The organism is Treponema sp. OMZ 855 (assembly GCF_024181145.1).
GTDB lineage: Bacteria > Spirochaetota > Spirochaetia > Treponematales > Treponemataceae > Treponema.
In genome coordinates, this window is record NZ_CP051194.1 from 1,412,222 (window position 1) to 1,437,011 (window position 24,790).

General features: G+C 44.4%; 25 protein-coding genes and 1 other RNA gene. 8 read left to right on the forward strand and 18 right to left on the reverse strand.

Annotation, left to right across the window (positions count from 1 at the left end; translation table 11 throughout):
• Positions 1-37: 37 nt before the first annotated feature.
• From E4N65_RS06380 to E4N65_RS06450, 15 genes are all read right to left on the reverse strand, one after another.
• Positions 38-727 (reverse strand): late competence development ComFB family protein, encoded by a 690-nt coding sequence (locus E4N65_RS06380; protein ID WP_253672333.1) that lies wholly within the window; start codon positions 725-727, stop codon positions 38-40.
• 69 nt (positions 728-796) lie between these two features.
• Entirely contained in the window at positions 797-2,098 is a 1,302-nt protein-coding gene (gene rodA / locus E4N65_RS06385) for a rod shape-determining protein RodA (RefSeq protein WP_044016098.1), read from the reverse strand.
• Positions 2,095-3,948, reverse strand: coding sequence for a penicillin-binding protein 2 (gene mrdA, locus E4N65_RS06390; protein WP_253672335.1), 1,854 nt, complete (start codon positions 3,946-3,948; stop codon positions 2,095-2,097). The genes rodA and mrdA overlap by 4 nt, the downstream gene beginning before the upstream one ends.
• Positions 3,941-4,453, reverse strand: coding sequence for a rod shape-determining protein MreD (gene mreD / locus E4N65_RS06395; RefSeq protein WP_253672337.1), 513 nt, complete (start codon positions 4,451-4,453; stop codon positions 3,941-3,943). Before mreD ends, mrdA begins: the two co-directional genes overlap by 8 nt.
• Positions 4,450-5,313: a rod shape-determining protein MreC gene (gene mreC / locus E4N65_RS06400; protein ID WP_044016092.1), complete on the reverse strand. Its 864-nt coding sequence runs from the start codon at positions 5,311-5,313 to the stop codon at positions 4,450-4,452. The genes mreD and mreC overlap by 4 nt, the downstream gene beginning before the upstream one ends.
• 4 nt (positions 5,314-5,317) lie before the next feature.
• Positions 5,318-6,352 (reverse strand): rod shape-determining protein, encoded by a 1,035-nt coding sequence (locus E4N65_RS06405; RefSeq protein ID WP_044016090.1) that lies wholly within the window; start codon positions 6,350-6,352, stop codon positions 5,318-5,320.
• A 165-nt stretch (positions 6,353-6,517) separates the two neighbouring features.
• On the reverse strand, positions 6,518-7,450 hold the full coding sequence (locus tag E4N65_RS06410) for a tetratricopeptide repeat protein (protein ID WP_044016088.1): 933 nt from the start codon (positions 7,448-7,450) through the stop codon (positions 6,518-6,520).
• 47 nt (positions 7,451-7,497) lie between these two features.
• Positions 7,498-7,842, reverse strand: an RNA gene (gene rnpB / locus E4N65_RS06415) — RNase P RNA component class A.
• Between the two features lie 12 nt (positions 7,843-7,854).
• Positions 7,855-8,679 (reverse strand): zinc ribbon domain-containing protein, encoded by an 825-nt coding sequence (locus tag E4N65_RS06420; protein WP_044016086.1) that lies wholly within the window; start codon positions 8,677-8,679, stop codon positions 7,855-7,857.
• 14 nt (positions 8,680-8,693) lie between these two features.
• Complete coding sequence (gene rpoD / locus E4N65_RS06425) at positions 8,694-10,517, reverse strand: RNA polymerase sigma factor RpoD (RefSeq protein WP_044016084.1); 1,824 nt, start codon at positions 10,515-10,517, stop codon at positions 8,694-8,696.
• Positions 10,518-12,305 carry a DNA primase gene (dnaG, locus tag E4N65_RS06430; RefSeq protein ID WP_044016081.1) on the reverse strand — a complete coding sequence of 596 codons (1,788 nt, stop codon included), beginning with the start codon at positions 12,303-12,305 and terminating at the stop codon, positions 10,518-10,520.
• Positions 12,306-12,310: 5 nt separating this feature from the next.
• Positions 12,311-13,327 (reverse strand): endolytic transglycosylase MltG, encoded by a 1,017-nt coding sequence (mltG, locus tag E4N65_RS06435; RefSeq protein WP_044016080.1) that lies wholly within the window; start codon positions 13,325-13,327, stop codon positions 12,311-12,313.
• 30 nt (positions 13,328-13,357) lie between these two features.
• Positions 13,358-13,537 (reverse strand): hypothetical protein, encoded by a 180-nt coding sequence (locus E4N65_RS06440; protein ID WP_044016078.1) that lies wholly within the window; start codon positions 13,535-13,537, stop codon positions 13,358-13,360.
• Positions 13,534-14,499 (reverse strand): MBL fold metallo-hydrolase, encoded by a 966-nt coding sequence (locus E4N65_RS06445; protein WP_044016077.1) that lies wholly within the window; start codon positions 14,497-14,499, stop codon positions 13,534-13,536. Before E4N65_RS06445 ends, E4N65_RS06440 begins: the two co-directional genes overlap by 4 nt.
• 8 nt (positions 14,500-14,507) lie before the next feature.
• A complete protein-coding gene (locus E4N65_RS06450; RefSeq protein ID WP_044017320.1) occupies positions 14,508-14,984 on the reverse strand; it encodes a YkgJ family cysteine cluster protein in 477 nt (158 codons plus the stop codon).
• Positions 14,985-15,156: 172 nt separating this feature from the next.
• On the opposite strand from E4N65_RS06450, the gene E4N65_RS06455 reads away from it, so the two are divergent.
• The 6 genes from E4N65_RS06455 (at position 15,157) to E4N65_RS06480 (ending at position 20,076) form a co-directional block, all read left to right on the forward strand.
• Positions 15,157-15,531 (forward strand): DUF488 domain-containing protein, encoded by a 375-nt coding sequence (locus tag E4N65_RS06455; RefSeq protein ID WP_044016075.1) that lies wholly within the window; start codon positions 15,157-15,159, stop codon positions 15,529-15,531.
• 23 nt (positions 15,532-15,554) lie between these two features.
• Entirely contained in the window at positions 15,555-15,962 is a 408-nt protein-coding gene (locus E4N65_RS06460; RefSeq protein ID WP_044016073.1) for a thioesterase family protein, read from the forward strand.
• Between the two features lie 153 nt (positions 15,963-16,115).
• Positions 16,116-16,859 carry a hypothetical protein gene (locus E4N65_RS06465; RefSeq protein ID WP_253672339.1) on the forward strand — a complete coding sequence of 248 codons (744 nt, stop codon included), beginning with the start codon at positions 16,116-16,118 and terminating at the stop codon, positions 16,857-16,859.
• A gap of 84 nt (positions 16,860-16,943) precedes the next feature.
• Entirely contained in the window at positions 16,944-17,870 is a 927-nt protein-coding gene (locus tag E4N65_RS06470; protein WP_253672341.1) for an SAM hydrolase/SAM-dependent halogenase family protein, read from the forward strand.
• 89 nt (positions 17,871-17,959) lie between these two features.
• Positions 17,960-19,438 (forward strand): DUF1538 domain-containing protein, encoded by a 1,479-nt coding sequence (locus E4N65_RS06475; RefSeq protein WP_253672343.1) that lies wholly within the window; start codon positions 17,960-17,962, stop codon positions 19,436-19,438.
• Positions 19,435-20,076 carry a P-II family nitrogen regulator gene (locus tag E4N65_RS06480; protein WP_044016065.1) on the forward strand — a complete coding sequence of 214 codons (642 nt, stop codon included), beginning with the start codon at positions 19,435-19,437 and terminating at the stop codon, positions 20,074-20,076. The genes E4N65_RS06475 and E4N65_RS06480 overlap by 4 nt, the downstream gene beginning before the upstream one ends.
• A 90-nt stretch (positions 20,077-20,166) precedes the next feature.
• Here the strand turns inward: E4N65_RS06480 and E4N65_RS06485 are convergent, their stop codons facing one another.
• The 3 genes from E4N65_RS06485 to E4N65_RS06495 all read right to left on the reverse strand — a co-directional run bounded on the left by E4N65_RS06485 (position 20,167) and on the right by E4N65_RS06495 (position 22,310).
• Complete coding sequence (locus E4N65_RS06485; RefSeq protein ID WP_253672345.1) at positions 20,167-20,730, reverse strand: chromate transporter; 564 nt, start codon at positions 20,728-20,730, stop codon at positions 20,167-20,169.
• On the reverse strand, positions 20,727-21,311 hold the full coding sequence (locus E4N65_RS06490) for a chromate transporter (RefSeq protein ID WP_253672347.1): 585 nt from the start codon (positions 21,309-21,311) through the stop codon (positions 20,727-20,729). Before E4N65_RS06490 ends, E4N65_RS06485 begins: the two co-directional genes overlap by 4 nt.
• 72 nt (positions 21,312-21,383) lie before the next feature.
• Positions 21,384-22,310, reverse strand: coding sequence for a transcriptional regulator (locus E4N65_RS06495; protein WP_044016059.1), 927 nt, complete (start codon positions 22,308-22,310; stop codon positions 21,384-21,386).
• An 81-nt stretch (positions 22,311-22,391) separates the two neighbouring features.
• Between E4N65_RS06495 and E4N65_RS06500 the strand changes: the two genes are divergently transcribed.
• Positions 22,392-23,459: a tetratricopeptide repeat protein gene (locus tag E4N65_RS06500; RefSeq protein WP_044016057.1), complete on the forward strand. Its 1,068-nt coding sequence runs from the start codon at positions 22,392-22,394 to the stop codon at positions 23,457-23,459.
• A 2-nt stretch (positions 23,460-23,461) separates the two neighbouring features.
• The gene (locus E4N65_RS06505) at positions 23,462-24,781 is read left to right on the forward strand and encodes a LysM peptidoglycan-binding domain-containing protein (RefSeq protein WP_044016056.1); all 1,320 of its coding nucleotides are present in this window, start codon (positions 23,462-23,464) and stop codon (positions 24,779-24,781) included.
• Positions 24,782-24,790 lie beyond the last annotated feature (9 nt).

Sequence of the window (24,790 nt, forward strand, 5' to 3'; positions counted from 1 at the left end):
AGGGCATCTCTAAAAAACAGAGGTCTTTAGAGGCTTCCTATACTCTGCTAAAAAGATATAAATCGGGTAAAGTATGACAGCTTTCAACATCAAGATCCCGCTTTACACTTGCATCACTCACTAAACCGAGTTTAAAATGGTAGTGAATAGGATCATATCCATCCTTATCAGCATGAATATAAAAGTTAAAAATACGCTTTTCACCTAATTCCGATGCAAGTACGGGAAACGGCCAAAACGTATACGTGCCGGGCGTCTTATGAGAAATCGTATACGGATTATCCCACAGATGATTCATCTGTGCAACCAAGGTGTTTTCCAGATATAAAGCGACAGGTAAATCGGAAACGGGAGCAAATGTTTGACCGTCCAAGACTCGCCCCGTGATGGTTGGAAAATTAAATACATGACCGGAAGGCAGGACTTGTTCAGAGGACGTATGGGAACGCTTGGTACTCAAAACAGTTTTCATACCTTCAAACGCCAACGCTGAAACATCGGCAAGCAGCTGATTTTTTTCCGACTGATCAATCTGCAAAAAATGCGCCATACCTCTACCGGAAGTCGTATACCGCGGCTTAATCCGGTTTAAAACATAACAAACCGTATCCAAACGGCATTGCATACAATTACAAGTAAACCATGATTCATTCTTTTCTTTTGCAGCATCGAAAACTTTATTCACTTCGTTGTATACGAAATCTTCCATAAGGTTATGTATTGTCATTACGAAGGCTCCTATTTAATCAGTGTAACGCAACATTATAGATTTTGCAAGCTGCTTCATAATAGTTTTTTACAGTTGTCTCAGACTGATTCCCATTACAAGTCCTGTAGCAATCATCGCGGTCCACAAAGAAGAACCTCCATACGACAGAAATAACAGCGGAATACCGGTAATCGGCATAAATCCCATCACCATCCCAATATTGACAACAAAGTGAAAAAAGAACATCCCCACAACACCGGAGACAATGAGTTTTCCGAATAAATCACTTGTTTTTTGAATGATAAGAATCATCCGTAAAAAAATGATTGCATAAAGTCCAAAGACCAAAAGTCCGCCGAGGAACCCCCACTCTTCCGATAGAATACTGAAAATAAAATCGGTACTCTGTTCCGGCAAAAAGCGGTAATGGCTTTGCGTTCCTTTTAGAAAACCTAAACCGGATCGCCCTCCCGAACCGATTGCCGTCATCGATTGGAGAATATGCCAACCTGCACCACGCGGATCGCTATTGGGATCCAAAAAGATGATCAAACGCTTCATCTGGTAATCTTTTAATACTCTGCTCCCAACCAATGCACCGGATAAAGCAACGGCGATAATGCCCAATACATAACCAATCCAGTAATAATACCGCTTTTTCAACAGAAGATATCCGATTGCAGCAATAATCCCTGCCCCGACAACGGAAAAAATAATCAACAAGGTAATATTTTTATTACCTAATACTTTAACTGCGAAAGAAGATTTGCGTAAAATAGTCCGTTCCCAAAGGGGCAGTAGCGTAAAAATGAGCGTACAGACCGTTGTACCCAATAAACCAAACACATACCGAAGCGGGAAACCGGCTATAAAGCTCATGATTAAAAAAATGGGAAGATATACGGAAGCCGTTCCAAGATCGGGCTGCAGTAGTATCAACCCCATCGGTACAAACATAATAATCGCAGCCTTGACAAACCGGCGGAATTCGGGCTCATTCTGAGATCTTGATAGATACCAAGCAAGAAATAAAATATAAATAATTTTTGTAAATTCGGAAATTTGTATACCGAAATCTCCGATTCCGATCCAGCTCCGTGCTCCTTTAACGGTTTTTCCGAACAATCTTGTATACACCAATAAGAGCATTGTAATAATATAAATCAATAAAGCACGATCGGCGATTTTAGTATAATCGTATACCGCTACCGCAAACAGTAAAATCAATCCCGACACAACCCAAATGAGCTGTTTAATATATTCATGCGAAATCGATATACCATCGGAATTAACTCCGGAAGAATAGATAAAGAGGATGCCGATAACCGACAAGCTGATTACAGCTAAAAACAGTACATAATCAAAATTAGTAATATGTCTCAGATTCATTCTTGCCTTACCCTTACAGCCGGTAAAAAGCTCTTACCGCCGAGCGCTTCAAGAGCTTCTTCATATGTTTGATCCGCAAAGATACCCTGAAAGATAATATTTGTAGCATAGGGTGCCCACCACTCCCATTTATTCTGGGCTTCAACCAATACAACAACTATAACAGCGTCTTCTGCCGGAGCATTGTAAGGCCCATAAGCAACCATCCATGAATGCCATCGATCGGAGAAGCCTACTTCTGCAGTACCGGTTTTTCCGGCAAGCTGCACGATTTTATTACGCATTGGGTATTGAGCCGTTCCATCCGTAATGGTGTACCGCATATCCGCCCGCACCTGAGCGAATATATCGGGAGGAATATCACTTTGCTGCAATATCTCCGGTTTCTTTTCATATATAAGTTCGTTAGTACCGGGTGCTCTGACTTCTTTTAACAAATGCGGTTTATAGATTACTCCGTTGTTAACAACCATTGCTACCATATTTGCAACTTGTAAGGGCGAAGCAAGCATAAATCCCTGTCCGATCGACATATTCATCGTATCCCCGCCAAGCCATTTTTCATGGAATTGACGTTCCTTCCATACGGGATTAGGCACTTGGCCAACTGCTTGGCTCGGTAAATCGATTTCGGCAGACTTACCGTATCCGAAATCGCGGACATAATCGACCATCTTATCGATGCCGAGGTTATCACGGCATACCGTCCAATAATAAATATCGCAAGACTGTGCCAATGCATTCCTTAAATCAAGATACCCGTGTCCGGCACGTTGATGGCAACGGAATAAGTGATTACCGTATTCTACTTTACCGGAACACTGCACTTTTTTTTCGGGAGGAAACGCTTTTTCCGCCAGAATTGCAGTAGACATAGCGATTTTAAAAGTCGAAGCCGGAGGATAGCTTGCATTCACCGCCCTGTTCAACAGCGGATTACGGGGATCATGCAAGACCTGCGCATACATTTCATTCCCATTATCATTCAAAAAAAGATTGGAATCAAAGGATGGATACGAAACAAGCGCAAGGATTTCTCCTGTTGCCGGCTTTAGTACTACGGCAGCACCGATACGCTGACCAAGCGCATTTTCCGCAAGCTTTTGAATTTTCCGGTCGATGGTTAAAATAAGATTATTTCCCATTTTAGGAGGAATAAATGCGGTGTTGCTCTCAATTAACCGCCCGCTTGCGTCAACTGTGCGATATTCGCTGCCGTCCTCTCCGCGTAACCACTCATCATAGTATTTTTCGATACCGGCCTTACCGATTGAAGTATTTGCCGTATAGCCCTTGTTATACAACTCCTTGAGTTCTTCTTTTGTTATATCACCGACATAGCCGAGAATATGAGAAAACGATCCCGTCTCAACATAGTTGCGCACCGGTTTTGAATGCCACGAAACTCCCGGCAATTCATCGATATTTTCTGCAAGAGACGTAATGACTTCATAAGGAAGGTTAGACCTTATCTCGATACTTTGAAAGGAATTACGCTTCGCCGGCAATTTTTTTTCGATCTCTGCAACGGGAATCCGCAAAATATTTGCAAGACGCACCATAACCGTTGAAAATGACTTTTTCGGAATTTCTCCCGGAGTTACCGACACGGCAAAGGTGTTGGTACTAAGTACCATCGGGACGTTTGCATTACGGTCAAATATTTCTCCACGCTGTGCGGGAATACGTTCGGAACGCTGAGATATTGTCTGAGACTGTCTTCTAAACTGATCACCTTGAACGATCTGCATCGTAAACAATCGAAACAGATATATCACTAAAATACAGAAAACAAAAACACTAAAAAATTTCAGCCGTTTATCAACTTGTTGAAAATCCTGCTCATACATGGAACTCAGCCTCCCTTATTTCAAACGCATTCGGAAATAAACCTAACAGCATAAATAATGCCGGCGCACAGAGGGCATTTTCTGCAACTTCAATCCAAAAGGGGGCTGCGAGCAGGTTATAAACCTGAATACTTTGTCCGAACAGTACATGTAACACGAATAGCATCCCAGCTTTTAAAAATGTTGCCGAAAGCCCGAGTATCAATGGGAAAAAGAAGCGACGCACATTATATTTCCCGTACAACATACCATAAAGAAATCCGAGTACGGTAAATACAAATGAATGGAGTCCCATCGGCGCCAATGAAAGAAAATCAAAAATGAGTCCGGAAAAAAAACCTGCTGTAATGCCGGGAACAGTACCGTTATACAGCGCAATATACACGACAAGAAGTAAAATTAAATCCGGCAATGCCGGCAATAATTGAATATGGGACAAAATCGCTGTTTCAAACACACCGAGTAAAAAGGCAGTTGCAATCGTCCACAGAATAACTTTTCTCACTGTACCGCCTCCCCATTAGAACCCGATAAATCCAGCACAAACACATAGTCCAACCGTGAGAAATCGATAATCGGCTGTACCGCCAACTCAAGGTAGGTTTCATAATCATGCACCTTAATACCGGTTACAATACCGATAGGACTGTCTTTCGGAAATAGATTGTTTTCCCCCGATGCAAGAATTCTGTCACCGATAGCGATTTCGTCTTTTGCCCGTTTTTGTACATACTTCATAGTAAGCGGAAGATCGGCAGTACCCTGTCCGTTGATCAAGCCCCGATGTTTTGTTGTTTGAACGGAAGCGGCAACATAACACTGATAATCATATATTGGGATGATCATACTGCTGTCGCGACCGGTTTGTACGATTTTTCCTACTAAGCCGACATTGCTGCCCTGGAATGCCAACACCGGCATATTCTTACGCACACCGTGCTTTGTTCCGCGGTTAATGATAATACCGGAATAGAGGTTATCAGGATCAAATCCGACAACCTGCGCCGGAATATTTTTATAGATAATCGTATCCGCAAAACCGAGCAATTCCTTTAACTCTCTGTTCTCACGGCGTATGTCGGCATTTGACCGCTGCAAAAGCTCATAATCTTTAAGTTTTTCGCTCAACGCCACATACTTTGAACGAAGCTCGGCAAGCTCCCGTACAGCCGACACCGTATCCGTCACAAATGACGATACCGAATGCACGGCATTTTCCGTTCCGGCAGCAACTGAAAAACCGACCGATTTAAAATCGACGATAAATCGACCGCCGGAGAACGTCAGCAACACCGAAGATATGATAAGCAGCAAGATTAATAAAAAAACATCAAGCTTTATTTTAAATGAAAATTTCCTTTTCATTGTATTAGCGGTTTAAACTCTCGTAGAGACTGCGGTTACCCGACATATCCTTATACACGTCATAGTATAAACCTGCGCCGATCGCCACGCAGTCCATGGGATTTTCGGCAAGGATGACCGGAACGTGCGTTTCTTTAGAAATGAGCTTCGGTAAGCCTTTCAGCAGAGAGCCACCGCCGGTCATAACAATCCCCCGCTCTACGATATCGGCAGCCAGTTCCGGCGGCGTCTGGGCGAGCGTTGTTTTTATCTCTTCTACAATCTGGGTAATCGGCTCCCTCAACGCCTCGCGCACTTCTACAGAATCGATTTCGAGGCGACGGGGAAGTCCGGTAATTGCATCGGTTCCCTTAATTTCCACCCGTTCCATGTTTTTTTCCGGGAACGCGTTACCGATTTCAATTTTAAGACGCTCGGCAGTCTGCTCACCGATGATGAGGTTATGCACGGAACGGATATGCTTAATGATGGCCTGATCAAATTCATCGCCGCCGACACGGATAGCATTGGTAACAACCATACCAAGCAGCGAGATAACCGATACTTCGGTCGTACCGCCGCCGATATCGCATACCATATTACCGGCAGGTTCGGTAATCGGAATATTGGCACCGATGGCAGCCGCACGCGATTCTTCAAGCACTTCGACGCTGCCGGCTCCCGCTTTTAACGCACTTTCGTGCACGGCACTGCTTTCCACATCGGTGATACAGCTCGGAATACCGATAACCACGCGCGGTTTAATCAGCCTATGACGCGGCAAAATCTTGGAAATAAAGTACCGGATCATCTTCTCCGTCGTATCTTTATCCGCAATAACCCCGTCTTTCAGCGGCCGTATGGCGATGATGTTGCCCGGCGTCCTCCACAGCATTCGTTTAGCGTCGGCGCCTACCGCCACAACCGATTTTGTTCCGCGTTCTACGGCAACAACCGAAGGTTCATTAACGACAATCCCCTTCCCTTTTATATAAATGACAGTATTACAGGTTCCCAAATCAATGCCTATATCGGCAGAAAATCTTTTAAAAAAGCCCATACCCCGAACGTTCCTCCTATTGTGAACCTCTAAAAACTTTAGTTTTTAGAGGTTTTCCTTAGATTTAGCCGCGATGTTTAAAATTAAGTCATTATTGTATAAAGACTTAATTTTAAACTCGTCGGGCATCTCTAAAATCTAACCAAGTTTTTAGAGATGCCCATGCTATTTTATATTCAATTTTGCACGCGTTTCCGCATGTATGGGATTAAGCCGTATCGCAGAGCGCCACTCATACCGCGCCTTAATCATATCTCCCTGCATCTCATGTATCAGCCCGATACCGTAATGTGCATCCGCAGAATTTACATCTTTTTCAAGTACAAGCTTGAACTGCGCCAACGCATCGTCCGGTTTATTTTCCTCTAAAAAGAGCAAACCGAGCTGATTTCTGCACCGCACTTCCAGCACGGCATTACCGGTCTTTTTAATTGTTTCAAAAAGATAGAGCTTTGCATTCTGTATATCACCCTTCTTTTTATAATTTTCCGCTACGGCATACAGCACAAAGTCGGAAGGATTTGCCGCAAGAGCTTGGGTAAAAGCTTCTATCGCCTTATCGGTATCTCCCAATACAGAAGCCGCCATACCGCGAAACTCCGATAAATCACTCGCCTCAATACCGCCTGTGTATGCTTCATCCAAGTACTTCACTGCGAGATCGGCATAGTAATAGCCTTGTTGATAATATGCCTTCCCGAGTACATACGCAATTTTCGGAATATCCTTATCTTTAGTCAGATAAAGCGCCCTGCGTAAATGCACAATAGCTGCCGTAAGATAATCCGCACCGACAGATAAATCGGTCTGTTCGGCAAAAAGGTAATACGCTGCAAAACCGTGCAGTGCAAGCGCAGTTCCATCCATCGGGCGTTTCTCTAAAATTTGAGCGGTCTTTGCGTACACTCCCGCATAATCTTTATTTTCCCACTGAGTATATACCGTACGCATCGACGGCACACGGAAATAACGCGCCCGATACACAGTAAAAAAGAAAAGAGCACCGGCAACGATAAACACAATACACAAAAAAAGAACGGCATATCTTCCGATATGCGGTTTTGAGTAATACTGTGTCTTACCGTGGTACCTTTTCATACGTTTCTAATTCATATCCTTCATAACGGAATGCATCCGTATAAATAAAAAATAGAGAGCCATAAGCCGGATTCTGTCTGCGAACAGGGTAACCATCTATCTTACTCCTGCATTACTACAGTAATTTCCGCAATCAACCCGTAAATAAAGGATCGGATATCCTTTACTATTCAATTTTGCTCCTGATGAGGCTTGCAGTGCCGCCCCGTTACCGGAAGCGCGGTGGGCTCTTACCCCGCCTTTTCACCCTTACCGTTTTACCGGCGGTTTATTTTCTGTTGCGCTGTCTGTCGCCTGTATTTTTCAATACAAGCGCCCGGCCATTAACCGGCATCATCTCCGAAGGAGTCCGGACTTTCCTCCGTATATCACGGCGGTTACCGGCTCTCTATCATCTTACACTATTAATCTTCGCTGTTGTCCGATTCCCCTTCATCATAGTCGGACGAATCATCCAAATCGGCTAAGCTACCCATATCCATATCATCAAAGATCATATCCTCAGCGGAATCCTGATCACTTTCCTGATAATACAGAATTCTGCTGCAATACGGACAATACATGATATTTTTTCCTTCCCGTACTTCAATAGCAAATTGAGCCGATAAGATCATGTGGCAACCCATACAAACATTGCCTTGAACGGGAACGATACCGATACCTTGCTTGTTTTTGATAATACGGTCAAATTTAAACAGCGTATCACTATCCAAATCGGGGGCAATCCGCTGCTCCCCTTCAGCAAGTTCAGCCAGCTCGTTTTTCTTTTCGGCAATTTCTTTTTCGATCACCGCCTTCCGTTCATCAAGCTCCTGTTCCTGCTGTTTAATCAGCGCTTCTTCATTTTTAATCTCTTCGTCAAGACGCTTATGATTTGCCTCGTTTTTCAGGATTTCTTTACGAAGCTCAGCTTCTTTTTTGCTCGCCTCTTGAATTTCACGATCGAGAGCATCATATTCCCGTTGTGAGGTAATACTATCCATTCCCTTCTCGGCATTTTCACGCTTTTGTTCGGTTTCAAACAGTTCTGCTTTTAATGCGCCGATGGTTTGCCGTATTGCTTCATCGTCAGTATTCTTCTTAATATAATTCGTTTTATACTGCGCCAACAGTTCTTCCTGCTTTACCAATAGTTGAGGTGCCTCTGAAATCTCACTATCAAGCTGATTCTTCCGTGCAAGAATATCCTGTAATTCACGCAGTTTATCAAAAATCTCCGCTGTAACCATCGTCTCTCACTCCCCTATGTATCCAAATAATCTTTTAATTTGCAACTTTGTTTAGGATGCCGCAATCTGCGTAATGCCTTTGCCTCAATTTGACGGATACGCTCGCGCGTTACGTTAAAATACAAGCCGACTTCTTCCAAAGTCAGAGCATAGCCTTCATCAAGACCGAACCGCATTTTAAGCACTTCTTGCTCCCGCAACGGCAGACACGACAATACGCCGCGCAGCTGTTCCTGCAACAGAATATACTCTGTCAAGTTGGACGGATTTTCGACATCCTTATCTTCGATAAAATCGCCGAGCGAAGAATCTTCTTCCTCGCCTATCGGTGTTTCAAGCGAAATAGGCTCGCGCGCGACATTTTTAACCTGTTTAACCCGCTCGACATTCCAGCCAAGCTGCGCGGCGATCTCCTCGTCGGTAGGCTCTCTGCCGAACTTCTGCATCAGCTGCCGCGACTCGCGGGTAACCTTATTGATCTGTTCAATCATGTGCACCGGCACACGGATGGTTCGCGCCTGATCGGAGATGGAACGCGTAATTGCCTGCCGTATCCACCATGTCGCGTATGTCGAAAATTTATACCCTTTGCGGTATTCAAATTTTTCAACCGCTTTGATCAAGCCGATATTGCCTTCTTGAACCAGATCGAAAAAGTGCAATCCCCTATTGGTATACTTTTTTGCGATCGATACGACCAAGCGCAGGTTTGCATTGATCAGCTTATCCTTCGCCTTTTTCAACATTGCATGACCGTGGCGTATTTCTTTTGCCAGCGCGATAATATCTTCCGTCGGCGCTTCAAAATCATATTCGATTTTCCGCACTTTACGAATGAGCGTTTGAATATGCGTATAAATATCGCGGATATCGTTCGCCGTCATACCAAGCTCTTCTTCCAGCTTCTGCCGTTCACGCGGAATAGCGAGCCGTTTCCCAAGCTTTCGCAAGTCGGAGTACGCCCGTATACCGAGTTGACGTTGCTTCTTTTCACGCCGGCGACGGTACTCCCGTATCTTCCGGGCTGCCTCCAAAAAATGATCCGAAATTTTTTCGATTTCTTCGGTTTGAAACTCGATTTTTTGTAAATAATTCAGAATCTTTTTCCGTGTTTTTTGGAGATCTTCGTCATCCAAAAAACTGGCAAGCGTCTCTTTATCGTATAATTTCTTTTTTAATAAGATATAAGCCTTTATATCGGAATAGATGGGTTTTAATTGTTCGCCATAAGATTGGCGGAGCCGTTTTTTTTCAGCATCTTCATAGCTCAATTCCTTACGCGGTTTATTGTTCTCTGAAGAACTGATTTTGGCAAAAGCTTTTTGGGCGATCATTTGAACTTCAGAAATCAGCACACCCGAGTTCTTTATCGCATTTTTGATGATATTCTCCCCATCCTCCATCGCTTTTGAAAGGATAACTTCCTGCTCGGCTGTCAGCAAATTTTCCTTGCCGATATCACGCAAATAGAGTTTAATAGGGTCGTCAACAACTGCTTCTCTATCGTTATTCAAAAGCTTTTTATGCGTTTCTTCCGGTTTTGAAAATTCAGAGTCATTTCCGGGTTCGAGTTCCGCCTCTTCAAACAGCTGCTCCTCGCTTTCAAGCTCTACTTCATCAAGCTCATCCGCGAACATATCATCGGCTTCTTCTGAGACATCATCAACCACTTGTATCTGCTCTTGTTCAAGCAGATCAATAATTTCATCCATCACCGTTTCGGACGAAGTCATTTTTTCAGGCAACAAATCGGTCAGTTCATCCCACGTTAAGCTTTTACGCTCTTTTGCATGGGCAATCAACTTTATAACAATAGGATCTTCAGAGATATCTATCATTTATGTCGTTTCCTTTAATTCTGCGAGCACTCTGTCGATATGCAGTTTCTCGCTCAGCAGGTCATTGGCATGCTGAATATCGTCAACACTGCCGTTTTCATGCACTGCTTGCAATTTACGGATTATGAGCTCCTTTTGGCGCTGTAAAGCATTTTGTTTAATATAGTAGATACCGTCATACACCAGTTTATCAGGATTTTCTGCAAATTCACCTTTAATAATTGCACTGCTTACGGCATCTCTCAACGTTTCGGAAGGACAATGCGCTAATAAGCTGTCATACGTATTTGCATCGGCGCGATAACATTCTTCTAATACAATAAACAAATCCTTCGCAGCAGGATCCTCAAAATCATCGGAAGTCAACTCTGCCCGCATTTTTTTAAAGAGATGAGGATTTGCAGCTGCTGCAAGCACGATCCTCAGCTCTGCGGTCATTTTAAGCGCAGTACGCTTTTGTGTTTCACTTTTTCGTGTAGGCGGTACCCGTTCTTGTTTTTGGTCATACTGTATATAATCAGTAAATAACGCTTTTGAGCTTATACCCAAGTCCGCCGAAAACTTATGTATTGTTGACTCTTTTTGAATATCGGATTCCAACACCTCAATATAGGGGAATAGAAAGGCAGCAGCCTGAGCCTTTCCTTCGGGACTCACCACATCAAACCGCCCAACGGCAATTTGAATAAGATAATCACTGTCTAAAATAGCATTTTTTACCAATTCCGTCAAGCTTTCGGCACCCTTATGCGCCAGTATCTCAGCAGGATCCTTCCCTCCCTTAATCATCAGTACCCGTACTTGTAAATGTCCGGCACGACACAGCTTTATCGCCTTGTATGTTGCCTGCTGTCCTGCAAAATCGGAATCGAACGAAAGAATGATAGTGTCGGCAAAGGACTGAATAAGCTTTACCTGCTCTTCCGTCAAAGCGGTGCCTAATGGAGCAACGGCATTGGTAATACCCGCTTGGTGAAAGGCGATAACATCCATATAGCCTTCACAAAAAATAACCGTTTTTTCTTTTCTGATCTGCGCAAGCGCCTGCGAAAACGCAAAAAGCGTTTCGCCTTTTTTATACTGCGGCAAATCCCCGGTATTAAGGTACTTCGGTCCGTCGCCTTCCAGAACCCGCCCGCCGAAAGCGACCGGCTGACCGTGCCGGTTACAAATCGGAAACATAATTCTGTTTGAAAAAAAAGAAACTTCGGGATAGTTTTTAGAAAATAAACCGGATTTTGCTAAAAACTCTGCAGAATACCCCTTTGTCTGCAAAAATTTAAAGAGCCACCGGCGATCAGCCGGCGCATACCCGAGATTAAACTGCTCGATCATTTCGGGACTTACTGCCCTCCCCTGTAAATATCGCAGCGCAGGAGCTCCTTCAGGGGTGTGCAATAGAAAATAATGAAAGGTTCCGCTCACTCTTTTGTATAATTCAAGCAGTGTTTCTTTCAATGAATCCTCCGGCGCGGGGTTATAACGGCCTTCCGCATACACAACGGGAATACCGGCTCGCTTCGCAAGCGCCTCTACCGCCTCATTAAAGGACAGCTTTTCCATTTCCATAAGAAACTTGATGGTAGGGCCGCCCGCTCCGCAACCGAAGCAGTAATACATTTTTTTATCGGGGATAACATGGAAAGACGGTGTTTTTTCGTTATGGAAGGGACAACAGCCCCACCAATCATGCCCGCGCTTTTCCAAATGGGTATAATTTTCGACGAGTGACACCAAGTCCGTATGATTATTGACCGCGTCGATCGTTTCCGTAGTGATTTTTGCCATCGCGGTCAGCGCCCCGCTGCCCGTTTTAAAATAATTGCGCCTGCTTTTGTATGTTCCGTTAAATTTTTAGTAAAAATATGTGTACCGGCCGCCGCATCTTCCAAACGAAAGTAGAGATAGCTGCTTTTTTCGGGATTACAAGCTGCGTACAAGGCGGTCATTCCCGGATTGGAAATCGGCCCCGGAGGAAGCCCCCGCCATTTATAGGTATTATACGGATGGTCTATTTCCAAATCTCTATTCAACAGACGATCGGGGTGAGGTTTATGCTGAATCTCTGTCAATATATATTCTACGGTAGCACACGATTGCAGTCCCATGCCGATATGCAGCCGGTTTGAAAAAACGCCGGCAATTTTTACGGCTTCTTCCGGTACACGGTATTCCCGTTCTATAATGCTTGCCAAAATAACCGCCTCGTACCGCTGAACAGGATCGTCGGGGAAGTGAGGGATACCGGCCGTTTTGCTGAAGAAATTATCCAGCATCGCCGTAATAACCCGATCTGCCGTTTCATTGTACGAAAAAAAGTAGGTATCGGGAAATAAAAACCCTTCGGCAGAACTGCCGGGAATTCCATAGGATTGCAGCAAAGCTTTATTGGTTGCCGCTGCAAGGAAATCATCGGCGGCAATAACCTGCCGGTCTTCAAGAATCGCTGCCGTTTTTGAGAGTGTCAGCCCCTCCGGCACAGTAACCTTAATCAATTCTTGTTTTCCCGCCTGTAAATAGGCACAGAGCGTGTGCACCGACCAAGCGGAAGAAAGTTTATATGTTCCGGCTTTAATCGGTTTATTAAAAAGTCGGAAATACAGATATGTCGGATACTCAAACCGGATGAGTCCCGCCGCTTTTAAATCGGCAGCGATTGCCCGTGCAGAAGTACCGCGTTTAATAGTAAAAAGCTGTTCGGCAGGATTTGTATCAAAAGAAGCAGGCGTATAAACAACAGCAGCCGCTGCTCCAATAAGAAAGAGACATATCGGTACAATCATCGTTAAGAAAAAGTATTTTTTTTTCATAGTGTGTTCACATATCACATATATTGACTACTATCGATCACCATAGAGCTGTTCCGCTTCGCTGATGGTAAGATTTCTATAAATATACTTTTCAGCAAAAACATTCAATGAATACAGCTCATTGGGCAACGGGGGACTTTTCCTAAAAAAAGAAACAAGTGCTTTAAGTTCGGAATCGGAAAATTGATAAATCGGCAGATCATCACTCATAAGTACAGATCCGTTCCTTCAACAGCACTGAATATTTCAAGCGTACCGGTACCTATATAGTTGCAGTAATGCTGTGCACTTGATTGTATCGCGAGAATCTTTTTATCGTTATACGTCGGTTCGTGATGGAAAAGTGCTAATTTTTTAATTCCCCACGAAGTTGCAAAATCAATAGCGAGAGAAAAGGTTGAATGCCCCCAGCCTATTTTTTCGATGGAATCGGTCATTGTGTACTGAGCATCGATAATCAGCAGCTCTACATCACTATAAAATGCGATATTAGCATCATTTTTTTCAAAATCTTGAGGGCGAAGCTCCGTATCGGTTGAAAAAATAATCTTTTTTTGATTATCATTGATTGAGTATGCGACACAGCCACCCGGATGACGCACACGATGCCATCCTATCCGTGTATTACCAATGTGGATATACGGTTCATCCGGTGCAATACAACGGAACTCGAACTTTGCAGTAAAGCCGCCCTTTCCGAACATGGTAATCGGGAAGTACGGATACTTCATCTGCTCTTCTAAAAACTCCCGCATTTTAGGGCGGGTACTATATATAATAATAGTATTGCGTGAATCATACGCCGGGCCGAAAAAAGGAAGACCTTGGATATGATCCCAATGGAAATGAGAGAAAAAGAGGTGATAGGTTTGCGGCCGGTCGAAATAATCAAAGCGGTTTTGCAAATTAACGCCTAACTCACGAATACCGGTACCTGCATCAAAAATGATATGATTACCCTCTTCGGTTTCCACTTCTACGCAGGTCGTATTTCCGCCGATAGTTCCAAAGAGCCATGGCGGTAATGAAGCAAGAAAACGCTCCCGTGCATCTTGATCGGTAATGTCCTTTTCGGTTATCCGTTGAACAACAGCAGAAATTTTAGCTTGAATTTGCGTTGCGCTCAACGGGGTTGCAATCGAGCCGCGAACGCCCCAAAAATGTACCCGCATACACTCCTCTATTTTTCGGTAAAATCTCTGCTTTCGCCGGTTCTTCTTCGTCGAATAACAGGAAATTGTTTTGCAGCATCAAGAAAACCTTGAATCTCTTCCGCAGAATACCATTTACCGCGATTTATTCCCGAACAGCTGCGGGCATTTGCATTCCAACGCTGCTCATTTTCAAGTAAATAATCCCAAAACGGATATGAAGAACATTGAAAAGGCCGATAATTATATGCAATACAGCCGTTATTCCATAAAATACAATCGTAATTTGGAAGTTCTTTTAAGCAAAGATACTCGTATCCATCCCCTTGAAGTACCCACCGGCAATATTTTTCGATAAATGCCGCCCGTTTTAGCGATGCCCATGTTTGCAAATTTTGAAGATCCCGAGGAGATAAATACACAAACCCCGGATCATAGCGGCAACATCCTGAACATCGGTCGCATGAAAAGCATAAACCGCCTTTCCAAAATAAACTTTGCTGCAAAAACTTCTCCGTTACAATTATCTCATTATATATGAAAAACCTTGCTATTTCAAGCATTTTTTTTGCCGTTGTGGGCTAAACTTGTTCAAGATGAACATACCAGACAATTCACAATTATGAATTGTATTACTCCAACAACCTTGGTATATTATATTTATAGGGAGATCTTGCTATGGGAACATTATACTGGAAACGTATATACGATACTGCCGAACCTCAGGATGGGTTTAGAATATTAGCCGATCGGCTGTGGCCGCGAGGTATTACAAAAGAAAAAGCAATGCTCGGAGATTGGGCAAAAGATATTACGCCGTCGTCGGATATACGGCAGGCCTATCACAGGGGAGACATGGATTACAGCCATTTTTCCGCCCTTTATGCAAAAGAATTAGCAGGAAATCCTACAGTACCGGCTTTTATCGAAAAAATTAAAAGCAAACTGCAAACCGGTAACGTTACGATACTATATGCGGTCAGGGAACCTGAGACAAGCCATATTCCTACGTTACGGGCATTTATTGAAAAGCATCTGAAACAGTTTTGTTAAAGCAATCTTTGGAGGAGGTTTATATGAAAGTTGGGATTAAAGGAGATACCTGCTTTACCGTTACAAAGGAAATGTTGGCGAGTCAAGACGGTGATGACACACTTGAGGTATTTTCGACGCCGAACATGGTTCTAAAGATTGAGCGGACTGCAGCGCTCAGCGTACTTCCATTTTTAGAAGAAGGATATACGATGGTCGGCGTAAAAGTCGATGTTCAACATACTGCCGCAACCCTTGAAGGGATGAAAGTATATGTCCATACCGAACTGATAGACATCAGTGAGAATGGAAAATTCTTGACTTTTAAAGCGGAAGTCTCAAACGATCGGGGGATTATAGGCAGTGGTACCCATGTACGGGCAATCGTCAATAAAAAACGGTTTATGGAAAAACTCCGAGCGGCTGTCCATAATGATACTCATGCCTTTTAGAATATCTCCGCTGCGCTTGACATTGATGCAATACGAGACCTTGCATTAAGAGGATGTTTTCCGTACAATTCGGGATAAAAAGATATGCTAAAAACAGCCGTCTAACATAATTGCCGGTATAGTTTTTTAGCTCAAGTTTTTATAGGAGTTATTATGAAACGTATTATACCCCTGTGTGTATTGATTGCAACGCTCGGTATTGCATTTTTGAGCGGTGCATGTGCCTCTACGTCAAAAAAGCACGATCCCGACTTCCTCGGCAACTATCCGGTACAGTCGTTAGGTGTACTGCATCTTAATATAGTAAAACGTTATTCCAACGATTTACTGCCGCGCGATATCAGCTTTGTTTTTGAACCCTCAACCAACACTGTTAAATTTCATCATAAGATGATGGGAGATAATATTTGGATTTCTTTAAAAAAGAAGGAACGTGCACTTCTACGGAATGCCATTGAACAGTACCTCACAGCCTTTGCTAATAAAACACTGACTCCCGAAGGAGCAAAGAAAAAGGGAGCATTTGGAAAAACCGAGATATTAATGACATGGGGGCTATTCGGAGGGGCACATGAAGCATATCCGACTCTGCGATTTGATTATCAATTTATTACTCCGCAACGGCCGTACTTCATACTTGCCAATGCGACCACTCAAGCAGACGACAAAGCTAACTGCCCTGCAGTGCGGATTGCGATTTCACCAGCACAATGCCGGGATGTTTTAAAAGTATTGGACGAACCGGCTCTCTTGCAGCTTGTAGAAGAATTAAAAGCAGACTATGACAAATACGATGAATTTAATTCAAATACATCAGCGGTGAAAAACATAGAAAATACTCCCGAAGGAAGCGACACACCTGTAAAACAGGAAAATATTTCTTTTGATGAGTTTTAAAAACTCATCAACTGATGGACAAAGATGTCCATCAGTTGATGAGGCCAAGTTTTTAAAAGAAAACTTGGTTTTATAGGAGGATTTATGTGCAATAAAAGGTTATGCGGTTTGGCTGCAGCAGGTATGCTGATAATCGCAATCGGTATTTCCGGCTGCGCGGGAACACCCCGGAATTCCCGGCCGTTGGTATTTCAGACTGACTTCGGACTAAAGGATGGTGCGGTCTCGGCAATGAAGGGTGTCGCTTTTACGCAATCGTCTGCGATTCCGCTGTATGATCTTACCCACGAAATACCTGCTTACAATATCTGGGATGCAGCGTATCGGCTCTTTCAGACGGTAGAATACTGGCCCGCAGGCACAGTCTTTGTATCGGTAGTTGACCCCGGTGTCGGTACCGACCGTGATTCGGTTGTCTTAAAAACTAAGACAGGTCACTATATTGTGACTCCTGATAATGGAACACTTACGCTTGTCGCAGACAGGCTTGGAATTGCAGAAGTCCGTTTAATCGATGAGGCGGTAAACCGGCGAAAACATTCCGAAAAGAGTTACACCTTCCACGGACGTGATGTATACGCTTTTACCGGTGCACGGCTCGCAGGAGGAATTATCAGTTTTGAGCAGGTTGGACCCGCAAAAAAAGAGATTGTCCGTCTTCCTTACGAAAAACCCCGTTTTGACAAAGGTACACTATTAGGAACCATTCCTGCCCTCGATGTCCAGTACGGGAATGTGTGGACAAATATTAGCCGTGAAACAGCCGAAGCATTAAAATTAGCCGTCAATGATGTCGTGCAGGTAACGGTATTCAATAACGGAAAACAAGTATACACCGGCTCTATGCCGTATGTGAACAGTTTCGGCGATGTTCCCGACGGAAAGCCGCTGCTGTATTACAATAGCCTCGATTGCTTATCGATGGCATTGAATATGGATAATTTCGCAGCCATGCATAAAATCGAATACGGCGGCGAATGGACCGTAAAAATCACCAAAGTTACAAAATAACATCCTTTTTGGCATCTCTAAAAATCTAACCGAGTTTTTAGAGATGCCTTAATCCTTATCCCTCGCAAAGAGGAGGCACTTGTTCCCTTATGAATGTTTTAGCTGAAAAATTTAAAGAAGTTATTTTTTCAGTTTTACCCATTGCCGTGTTAATTTGTATTTTGAACTTCCTTTTTGTGCGGGTTGATTATACTTTTTTTATTCAGTTTTTGACCGGCGTTGTTTTTATCTGCCTCGGACTTACGATATTCCTATTCGGAATAGACATCGGTATTACGCCCATCGGCGACGTGATGGGGCAATTCATCACCGCGAAAAATAAAATCTCGGTGGTTATTATCGGAGCGCTCATACTCGGCTTTTTTATTTCAATTGCCGAACCTGATCTGCAAATACTCGGCGCTCAAGTTATGCAAGTTACCAAGGGCGCAATCCCGCAAACCACGCTGATTGTCATCGTTTCAATCGGTGTCGCGGTATTTCTTGCCGTCGGATTATTGACGATTGTCTATCACATCCCGCAGCATAAAGTTTTTACTTTCTCCTATGGATTAATATTGCTTTGCTCTATTTTTTCGGTACGAGAGGGCATATCGATTGCCTTTGATTCTTCGGGTGCAACAACCGGCGCGATTACGGTACCTTTTGTTCTGGCAATAGCAGCAGGTGTTTCCCGCATGAAGAAAAACTCCATCGCATCGGAAACGGATTCATTCGGACTTGTCGGGATGGTTTCGGCGGGAGCAATCTTGAGCGTGCTTGCAATAACTTTGATACGGCAGTTACCGGCCTTTGATGACAACTTCAGTATTTCGGAGCCTGCTGCCGGAGCATCAATTCTTACCGCCATATCCGAATCATTGAGCCATGCAGCCTCTGAATCGATGCTGTCGCTGTTACCGATCGCGGTTATCTTTTTACTCACCGATATATTCTCATTACGGTTGAAAAAAAACACCTTGAGCGGAATTATTAAGGGGATGATCATCACCTTTGTCGGCTTAATGTTGTTTTTAGCGGGAGTAAAAGCAGGCTTTTTGGATCTGGGATTCCTGATTGGGCATAAAATCGGCGAAATCGCCAATATGCCGCTCATTTTAATCATCGGGGCTTTTATCGGCTGTGTGGTCATCCTTGCGGAGCCGGCCGTTTATGTATTGACCAAGCAAATTGAAACCGTCAGCGCCGGCTATATTCCGAGAAAGCTGGTACTCATCTTCCTTGCGCTCGGCGTGAGTATTGCGACGTTTCTTTCGATGCTGAGGATTCTTATTCCCGCATTTCAGCTCTGGCATATTCTATTGCCGGGATACATGGTCGCCCTCGCGCTTTCGTGGATTGTGCCGGAGCTGTTTGTCGGTATGGCTTTTGATGCAGGAGGGGTCGCGTCTGGTCCGATGACAGCGACATTCGTGCTCTCCTTTGCGCAAGGGTTAGCGGCTGCAACACCGGGTGCAAACGTACTTATCGACGGGTTCGGTATTATCGCAGCGGTTGCTTTGGCGCCGGTTATCTCGCTGCAAGTGCTGGGATTACTTTTTTATTTAAAACAAAGGAAAGGGACATGACCGCTTTTTCATTATTGATCATTTTAGTGCCGCATGGACAAGCGCGGAAAATTATCCACGAAGGCAGGGAACTCGGCCTTATCGGCGCAACAACGCTGCTTGCTCAAGGTACCGTAAAAAGTAAGCTGCTCGATTTTCTCGGCATCAATCAAATCCAAAAGGAATTGATTTTGACGATGGGAGAACATGATAAACTTGCCTCGATTATGGAGGAACTGAACCGGCGGCATAAAGTAACCAGAAAAAATTTCGGCATTGCGTTCATCATTCCGATTACCTATTCAAATAAACATTTCAGCGGAGCAATGCCGCCGGAAACGCAAAAGGAGATACAAGCTATGAAGTCGGCGATTTTTACGATTGTAGATAGAGGACGAGCTAATGATGTTGTGGACGCTACCATAGAAGCGGGAGCACGCGGAGGCACCATCCTTCACGCCCGTGGTTCGGGGGCAAATCAAACAAAGCTGATTTTCGATATTGAAATAGAACCCGAAAAAGAAATTGTCTTAACAATTGTAGATCCCGAACAGGTTGAACCCGTCGTTGCTGCCATCCGCAGCCACAGCGATATTGAAAAAGACGGCCACGGAATCTTATTCGTGCTGCCCATCACCGATGCCTACGGAATAAAATAAAAGAGAACCTCTAAAAAATTGCAAACTTATCGGCTTGTTCTGTAAGGAAATGGTCTATCATATCTGCTTAAGCTGATTGCAAATTGTTTTTTAAAACAATACAAGGCCAACCGCAGCGCCGGCAAGAATTAAAAAGATAGGATGCAGCCGCCTAAACAATATTTGCACAAGTAAGAAAAGGCAAAAGACGGCTGCAGCTTTCCAGTCAACCAATTCCGTCCACTGCCGCGAAGCGTAAAAGGCAGGCAATGTGAATACAGCAACGGCAAGTACGTTCCATGCCGCAGCGGCAATCATCCCCGCAGCTCCCGCCCGAAGCCCATACATAGTGTTCTTAACCGGCGCCGCATTTTGAAACGATTGAGCAAAGCGGGCTATTAACATAATCACAATCAGCGACGGCAACACCATTCCGGCAGTCAACACAAGGCTGCCCCAAATACCATACAACTCATACCCTACATAAGTCGCCATATTGATGCCGATCGGACCGGGGGTCGATTCCGAAACGGCAATCATTGCAATAAACCGCTCCGAACTGATAATTGATCGGGAAACCAGCTCCTGCTGCATCAAGCTGATGGCAACCAGTCCGCCGCCGATGGTAGAAAGACCGATATACATAAAAAGGAAAAACAAACCGAACAAGCTCATTCTTTATCCTCCTTATGGCGGCTGGAAGCTCTTTTGCCGTTTCGGATAATCTGCGCACAAAACCCGATAATACCCGCGGCAAGCACTATCAAGATACCGGAAATATTCCACACGGACATCGCGAGAAACGCACCGGCGGCAATCCCCGCGGTAACAAAGTCGGTAATAATCTTTTTGCCGAAAGTAAAAACCGCACGGGCAAGCAGCGCGGCGACGGCGACATAGACACCCTTCATCGCGCGTTGTATCCATACAATATCGGAAAAGCGGGAGATGGAACCGGCTATCAGCGTAATGACAATCCACGAAGGACACACAATCCCTATCGTGCTCACAATCGCACCCGAAAGCCCGGCACGTTTATACCCGCAAAACGTCGCAACGTTCACCGCAATAATTCCCGGCGTACACTGCCCTATCGCAAAGTAATTCAGGATTTCTTCTTCCGTCAGCCACTTTTTCGATTCTACCAATTCTTTCTGCAGCATCGGCAGCATACTCATACCGCCGCCGAAGGTAAAAAGCCCTATCTTAAAAAAAGCCGTGAATAACTGCACATAGCGTATTAATCCGTCTTTCATAGCTCATCCGCCCCCCCTTGTTTTTATTCGTGCCAAAGGTTTAATACCTGACGTATACCCTGCCTCCATGTACTACTTCTTAAAAAGCTTCAAAAACTTTGCTTTAAGCTTTGAAAGTGTCGAAGGAGCTTGAGCCTTTGCCGTTTTCTCTAATGCAACAAAATCCAGCACAGCTTCATCGAGACTGAAATCGTTGCCGTTCTTTTGCTTGAGGCTATCCCAATGCTTGACAATCCAGACATAAATATCGCTCTTCGTCCGGTCTTTAAAATCGGAAAGCAGCTTATATTTATCTATCACAGCGATAACCGGAAGATACACCGTTTTATACCAAGAAACCAGCGCATCATTAAAATCAATTTCGGTATGCTGCTGCTCATTCATATAATACTTATGTACAAGGATATGATTATAGATGACATCGTAGCGGCCGGCTGCGGTAAAGTCCAAATCCCAATAATCGGTTAGATCGCCGAAATGTGTTTCGTTATAAAACACCCGTTTCTCGTAACGGATAACCGCATCGAGCAGCGTGTCCAGTCTGACATCCGGCGGCAGCTGCACCTCGCTCTGCAGCGAGATCACTTCGGCATCGATAAACTCAACCCCCTGCGTCTTCGCCACCGACACACGGTGATTCCCGTCCCGGACAAAATACAACCCGCCGAGTTCATACAGCTGAATAGGCGGCAATATAATGTCAGATAAATGAGCTTGATCGACATTCATCCACCGCTGCTTCAATTCGTTTGAACGGGGTAAAAAGCGGTTGTCAAAATCATTATAGCGCCCCTCACTGCCGACTATCTTTTTGATCGGAACCGTTTTAAGCCCGACATACACCTCATTCTTAGGCTTTAAAATCTTTTTTACGTCGTTCAGAGAGAGAAGCCGTTTTTTATCGGGATGCATGACATTCTGCATCTCATTGATCCATGCCTTATTGCGCGCCTTGGAAAAATCTTCTTGTGCCTGAAATCTGAAAGCATCCGATTGCATAATAGTTGTATTATGGTAGTAAATAAAAAACAGCCTGTCAAGGTAAGCGGAGTCTTGTCAATATACAATGGCTGTGATAGTATGCCCCCCGTGATACGGTTTAAAAAGTACCTGCTTGTCTGTTCCGCCCTTTGTATCGGCGCTTTATGCTGTTCCTGTTCTCAGGATCGGTTCGGCTATCTCTATACCGGCTTACGAGAACACCGCAAAGAACAGAAAACCTTGGTCGCTTTATTGGAAAAAGAACAGGACGCTCAAATACGGTTCGCCCTTATCGACAAAATTACTTCTCATTTACAAGCTGAGCATAAAATAAAATCACTGGCAGTGTTCCTCCAATCCGTTATTGCTGCGGAACCGGACAATCCCTATAATGCCTACTTCCTTTTACGGCTTGCAGCGGCATATCGGGATTCCCAAGAAGATGCTATTGCAGCCCATTATTTTGAATATATTGTTCAAAATTATTCAGATATGATGGTAAACGGACAATCAATCCACTTGCTCTGCCTAAAAAATCTGATAGAGCTTGTCGGCACCGCCAGAAAATCGATTGTTTATTATTCGCGGCTTTTGACCGATTTTTATAATGAGTTCGACCCCGCACAAGCATATTTTATGCTCGCACAGGCTTATGAAAAACAAGGGGAATGGCAGCTTGCAATCCAAGCGTATACACAATTTTTAAATCTGCACCGGTTTGATGTTATTATTCCGGGTATCCCCGACAGCTACGGCTATGCGCGTAAGATTGTCGACTACAGTACCTCGACAAAAAGCTGGACGTTCAATACGCTTGACGATCTCGTAAAGACCATCAAGGCTGCAATCCGTGCGCGGGACTATGCGACCTTGGAACGGTGCCGATCAAAGGTTAACTTCTTTGCAATGTCGTGGAAGCAGGAGTTATCCGATACGCAGCAGCAGCCCGATACGAATCTAAAGGATTTTATGTACGGCAGTGCCATCAGTATTGCCTCCGAGCTGGATCCGTCCTCGACCCCTTACGAAGCTTATTTAAGGACTTCCGGTTGGAACCAATACGTCCGTACATGGTACCTCTACTTTAGAAAAATTAATTTTCCTGCCGATCCGGCAATCCACGGCCGCTGGGAATGGGCAGGCATCTATTATGGAGAAAAACTTTGAGGATGCGTATACATTTTACCGGTAAAAAATCGCATATAAAGTACTTCTGTGCCGGTGTCATAGCAGGTACGCTGTGTATCCGCCCTATCTATGCGAATGCTCAGCCCAAACCGGCAGTCACAGAAACAGGTGTGTACTTCAATAAATCGCTTTTGCAAAATTTCCAAAGCAATACGTTACTACATAATACGCTTATCCCTCATGATCATCCGTTAGTCGAAAAATTCCGTAAGCAGTATATGTGTACCGACGGCTATGACTACCTTTCAAAAATAATGAAGCGTTCCGCTCCGTACCGCGATTTCATCATCGAACTCTTGGAATCCGAAAATATGCCTGCCGAACTGTTGTTCCTGCCTGTCATCGAATCGGGCTTTTTTGAAACGGCAACGTCAAAATCGGGAGCCGTCGGAATTTGGCAATTTATGAGGAACAGTGTCGGCGGATTTAATATCCACATCGACGATTGGGTTGATGAACGGCGGGATCCGTGGAAAACGAGTGTCGCCGCGGTAAAAAAACTCAAGTGGAACTACAGTCAATTCAACGACTGGCCCCTTGCGCTCGCCGCCTATAACAGCGGAGTGGGAACAATACGGGCAGCGGTCAAAAAAGCCGGCAAAGCTGATTACTGGTATCTCGCAGAACACGGGTATCTAAAAAAGGAAACACTGTACTATGTGCCGAAATTCCTTGCTATTGCGGAGATACTTTCCCGCAGCGAGGAACTTAACATCGATTGGGGAAAGACCGAAGACCACCAGCCTACTTCCACCATCGAAATCAAACGGGCAATCGACGTGCGGTTACTGGCAGAGGAGCTCGGACTTGAATCCGAAGCAATTAGAAAACTCAATCCTTCGCTCCGGTACTTTATCACACCGCCGAGCGTCAAATATCAGCTGCGCCTCCCTTCGGCTTATACGGAAGCAGCCCAAGCCGTACTCAGTCAATCGGATAAGCTGCTGATAAAATACTATCAGTACCGTATCAAATCAGGCGACACGCTCTATGCGCTTGCAAAACACTATGGGGTCAGCGTTCAAAGTATCTTAAACTACAACACCGGTCTTAAACCGGAAACACTGAAAATCGGAAAGACTATTTTAATCCCTGCATTAAAATCGGTCGGAACCTATTCGGGCAAAAGTACCGCGCAGGCAGGAAACTTTGACGGTACACATACCATCCGGCAGGGCGACACGCTGTGGTCGATCGCGCTGAAATATTCGGTTTCAGTCGAACTTTTAGCTCAAAAGAACAATATGTCGGTAAATAGTGTCCTCAAGTTAGGGAATACCCTAAAAGTGCCGATACTGTAACGAGGACGT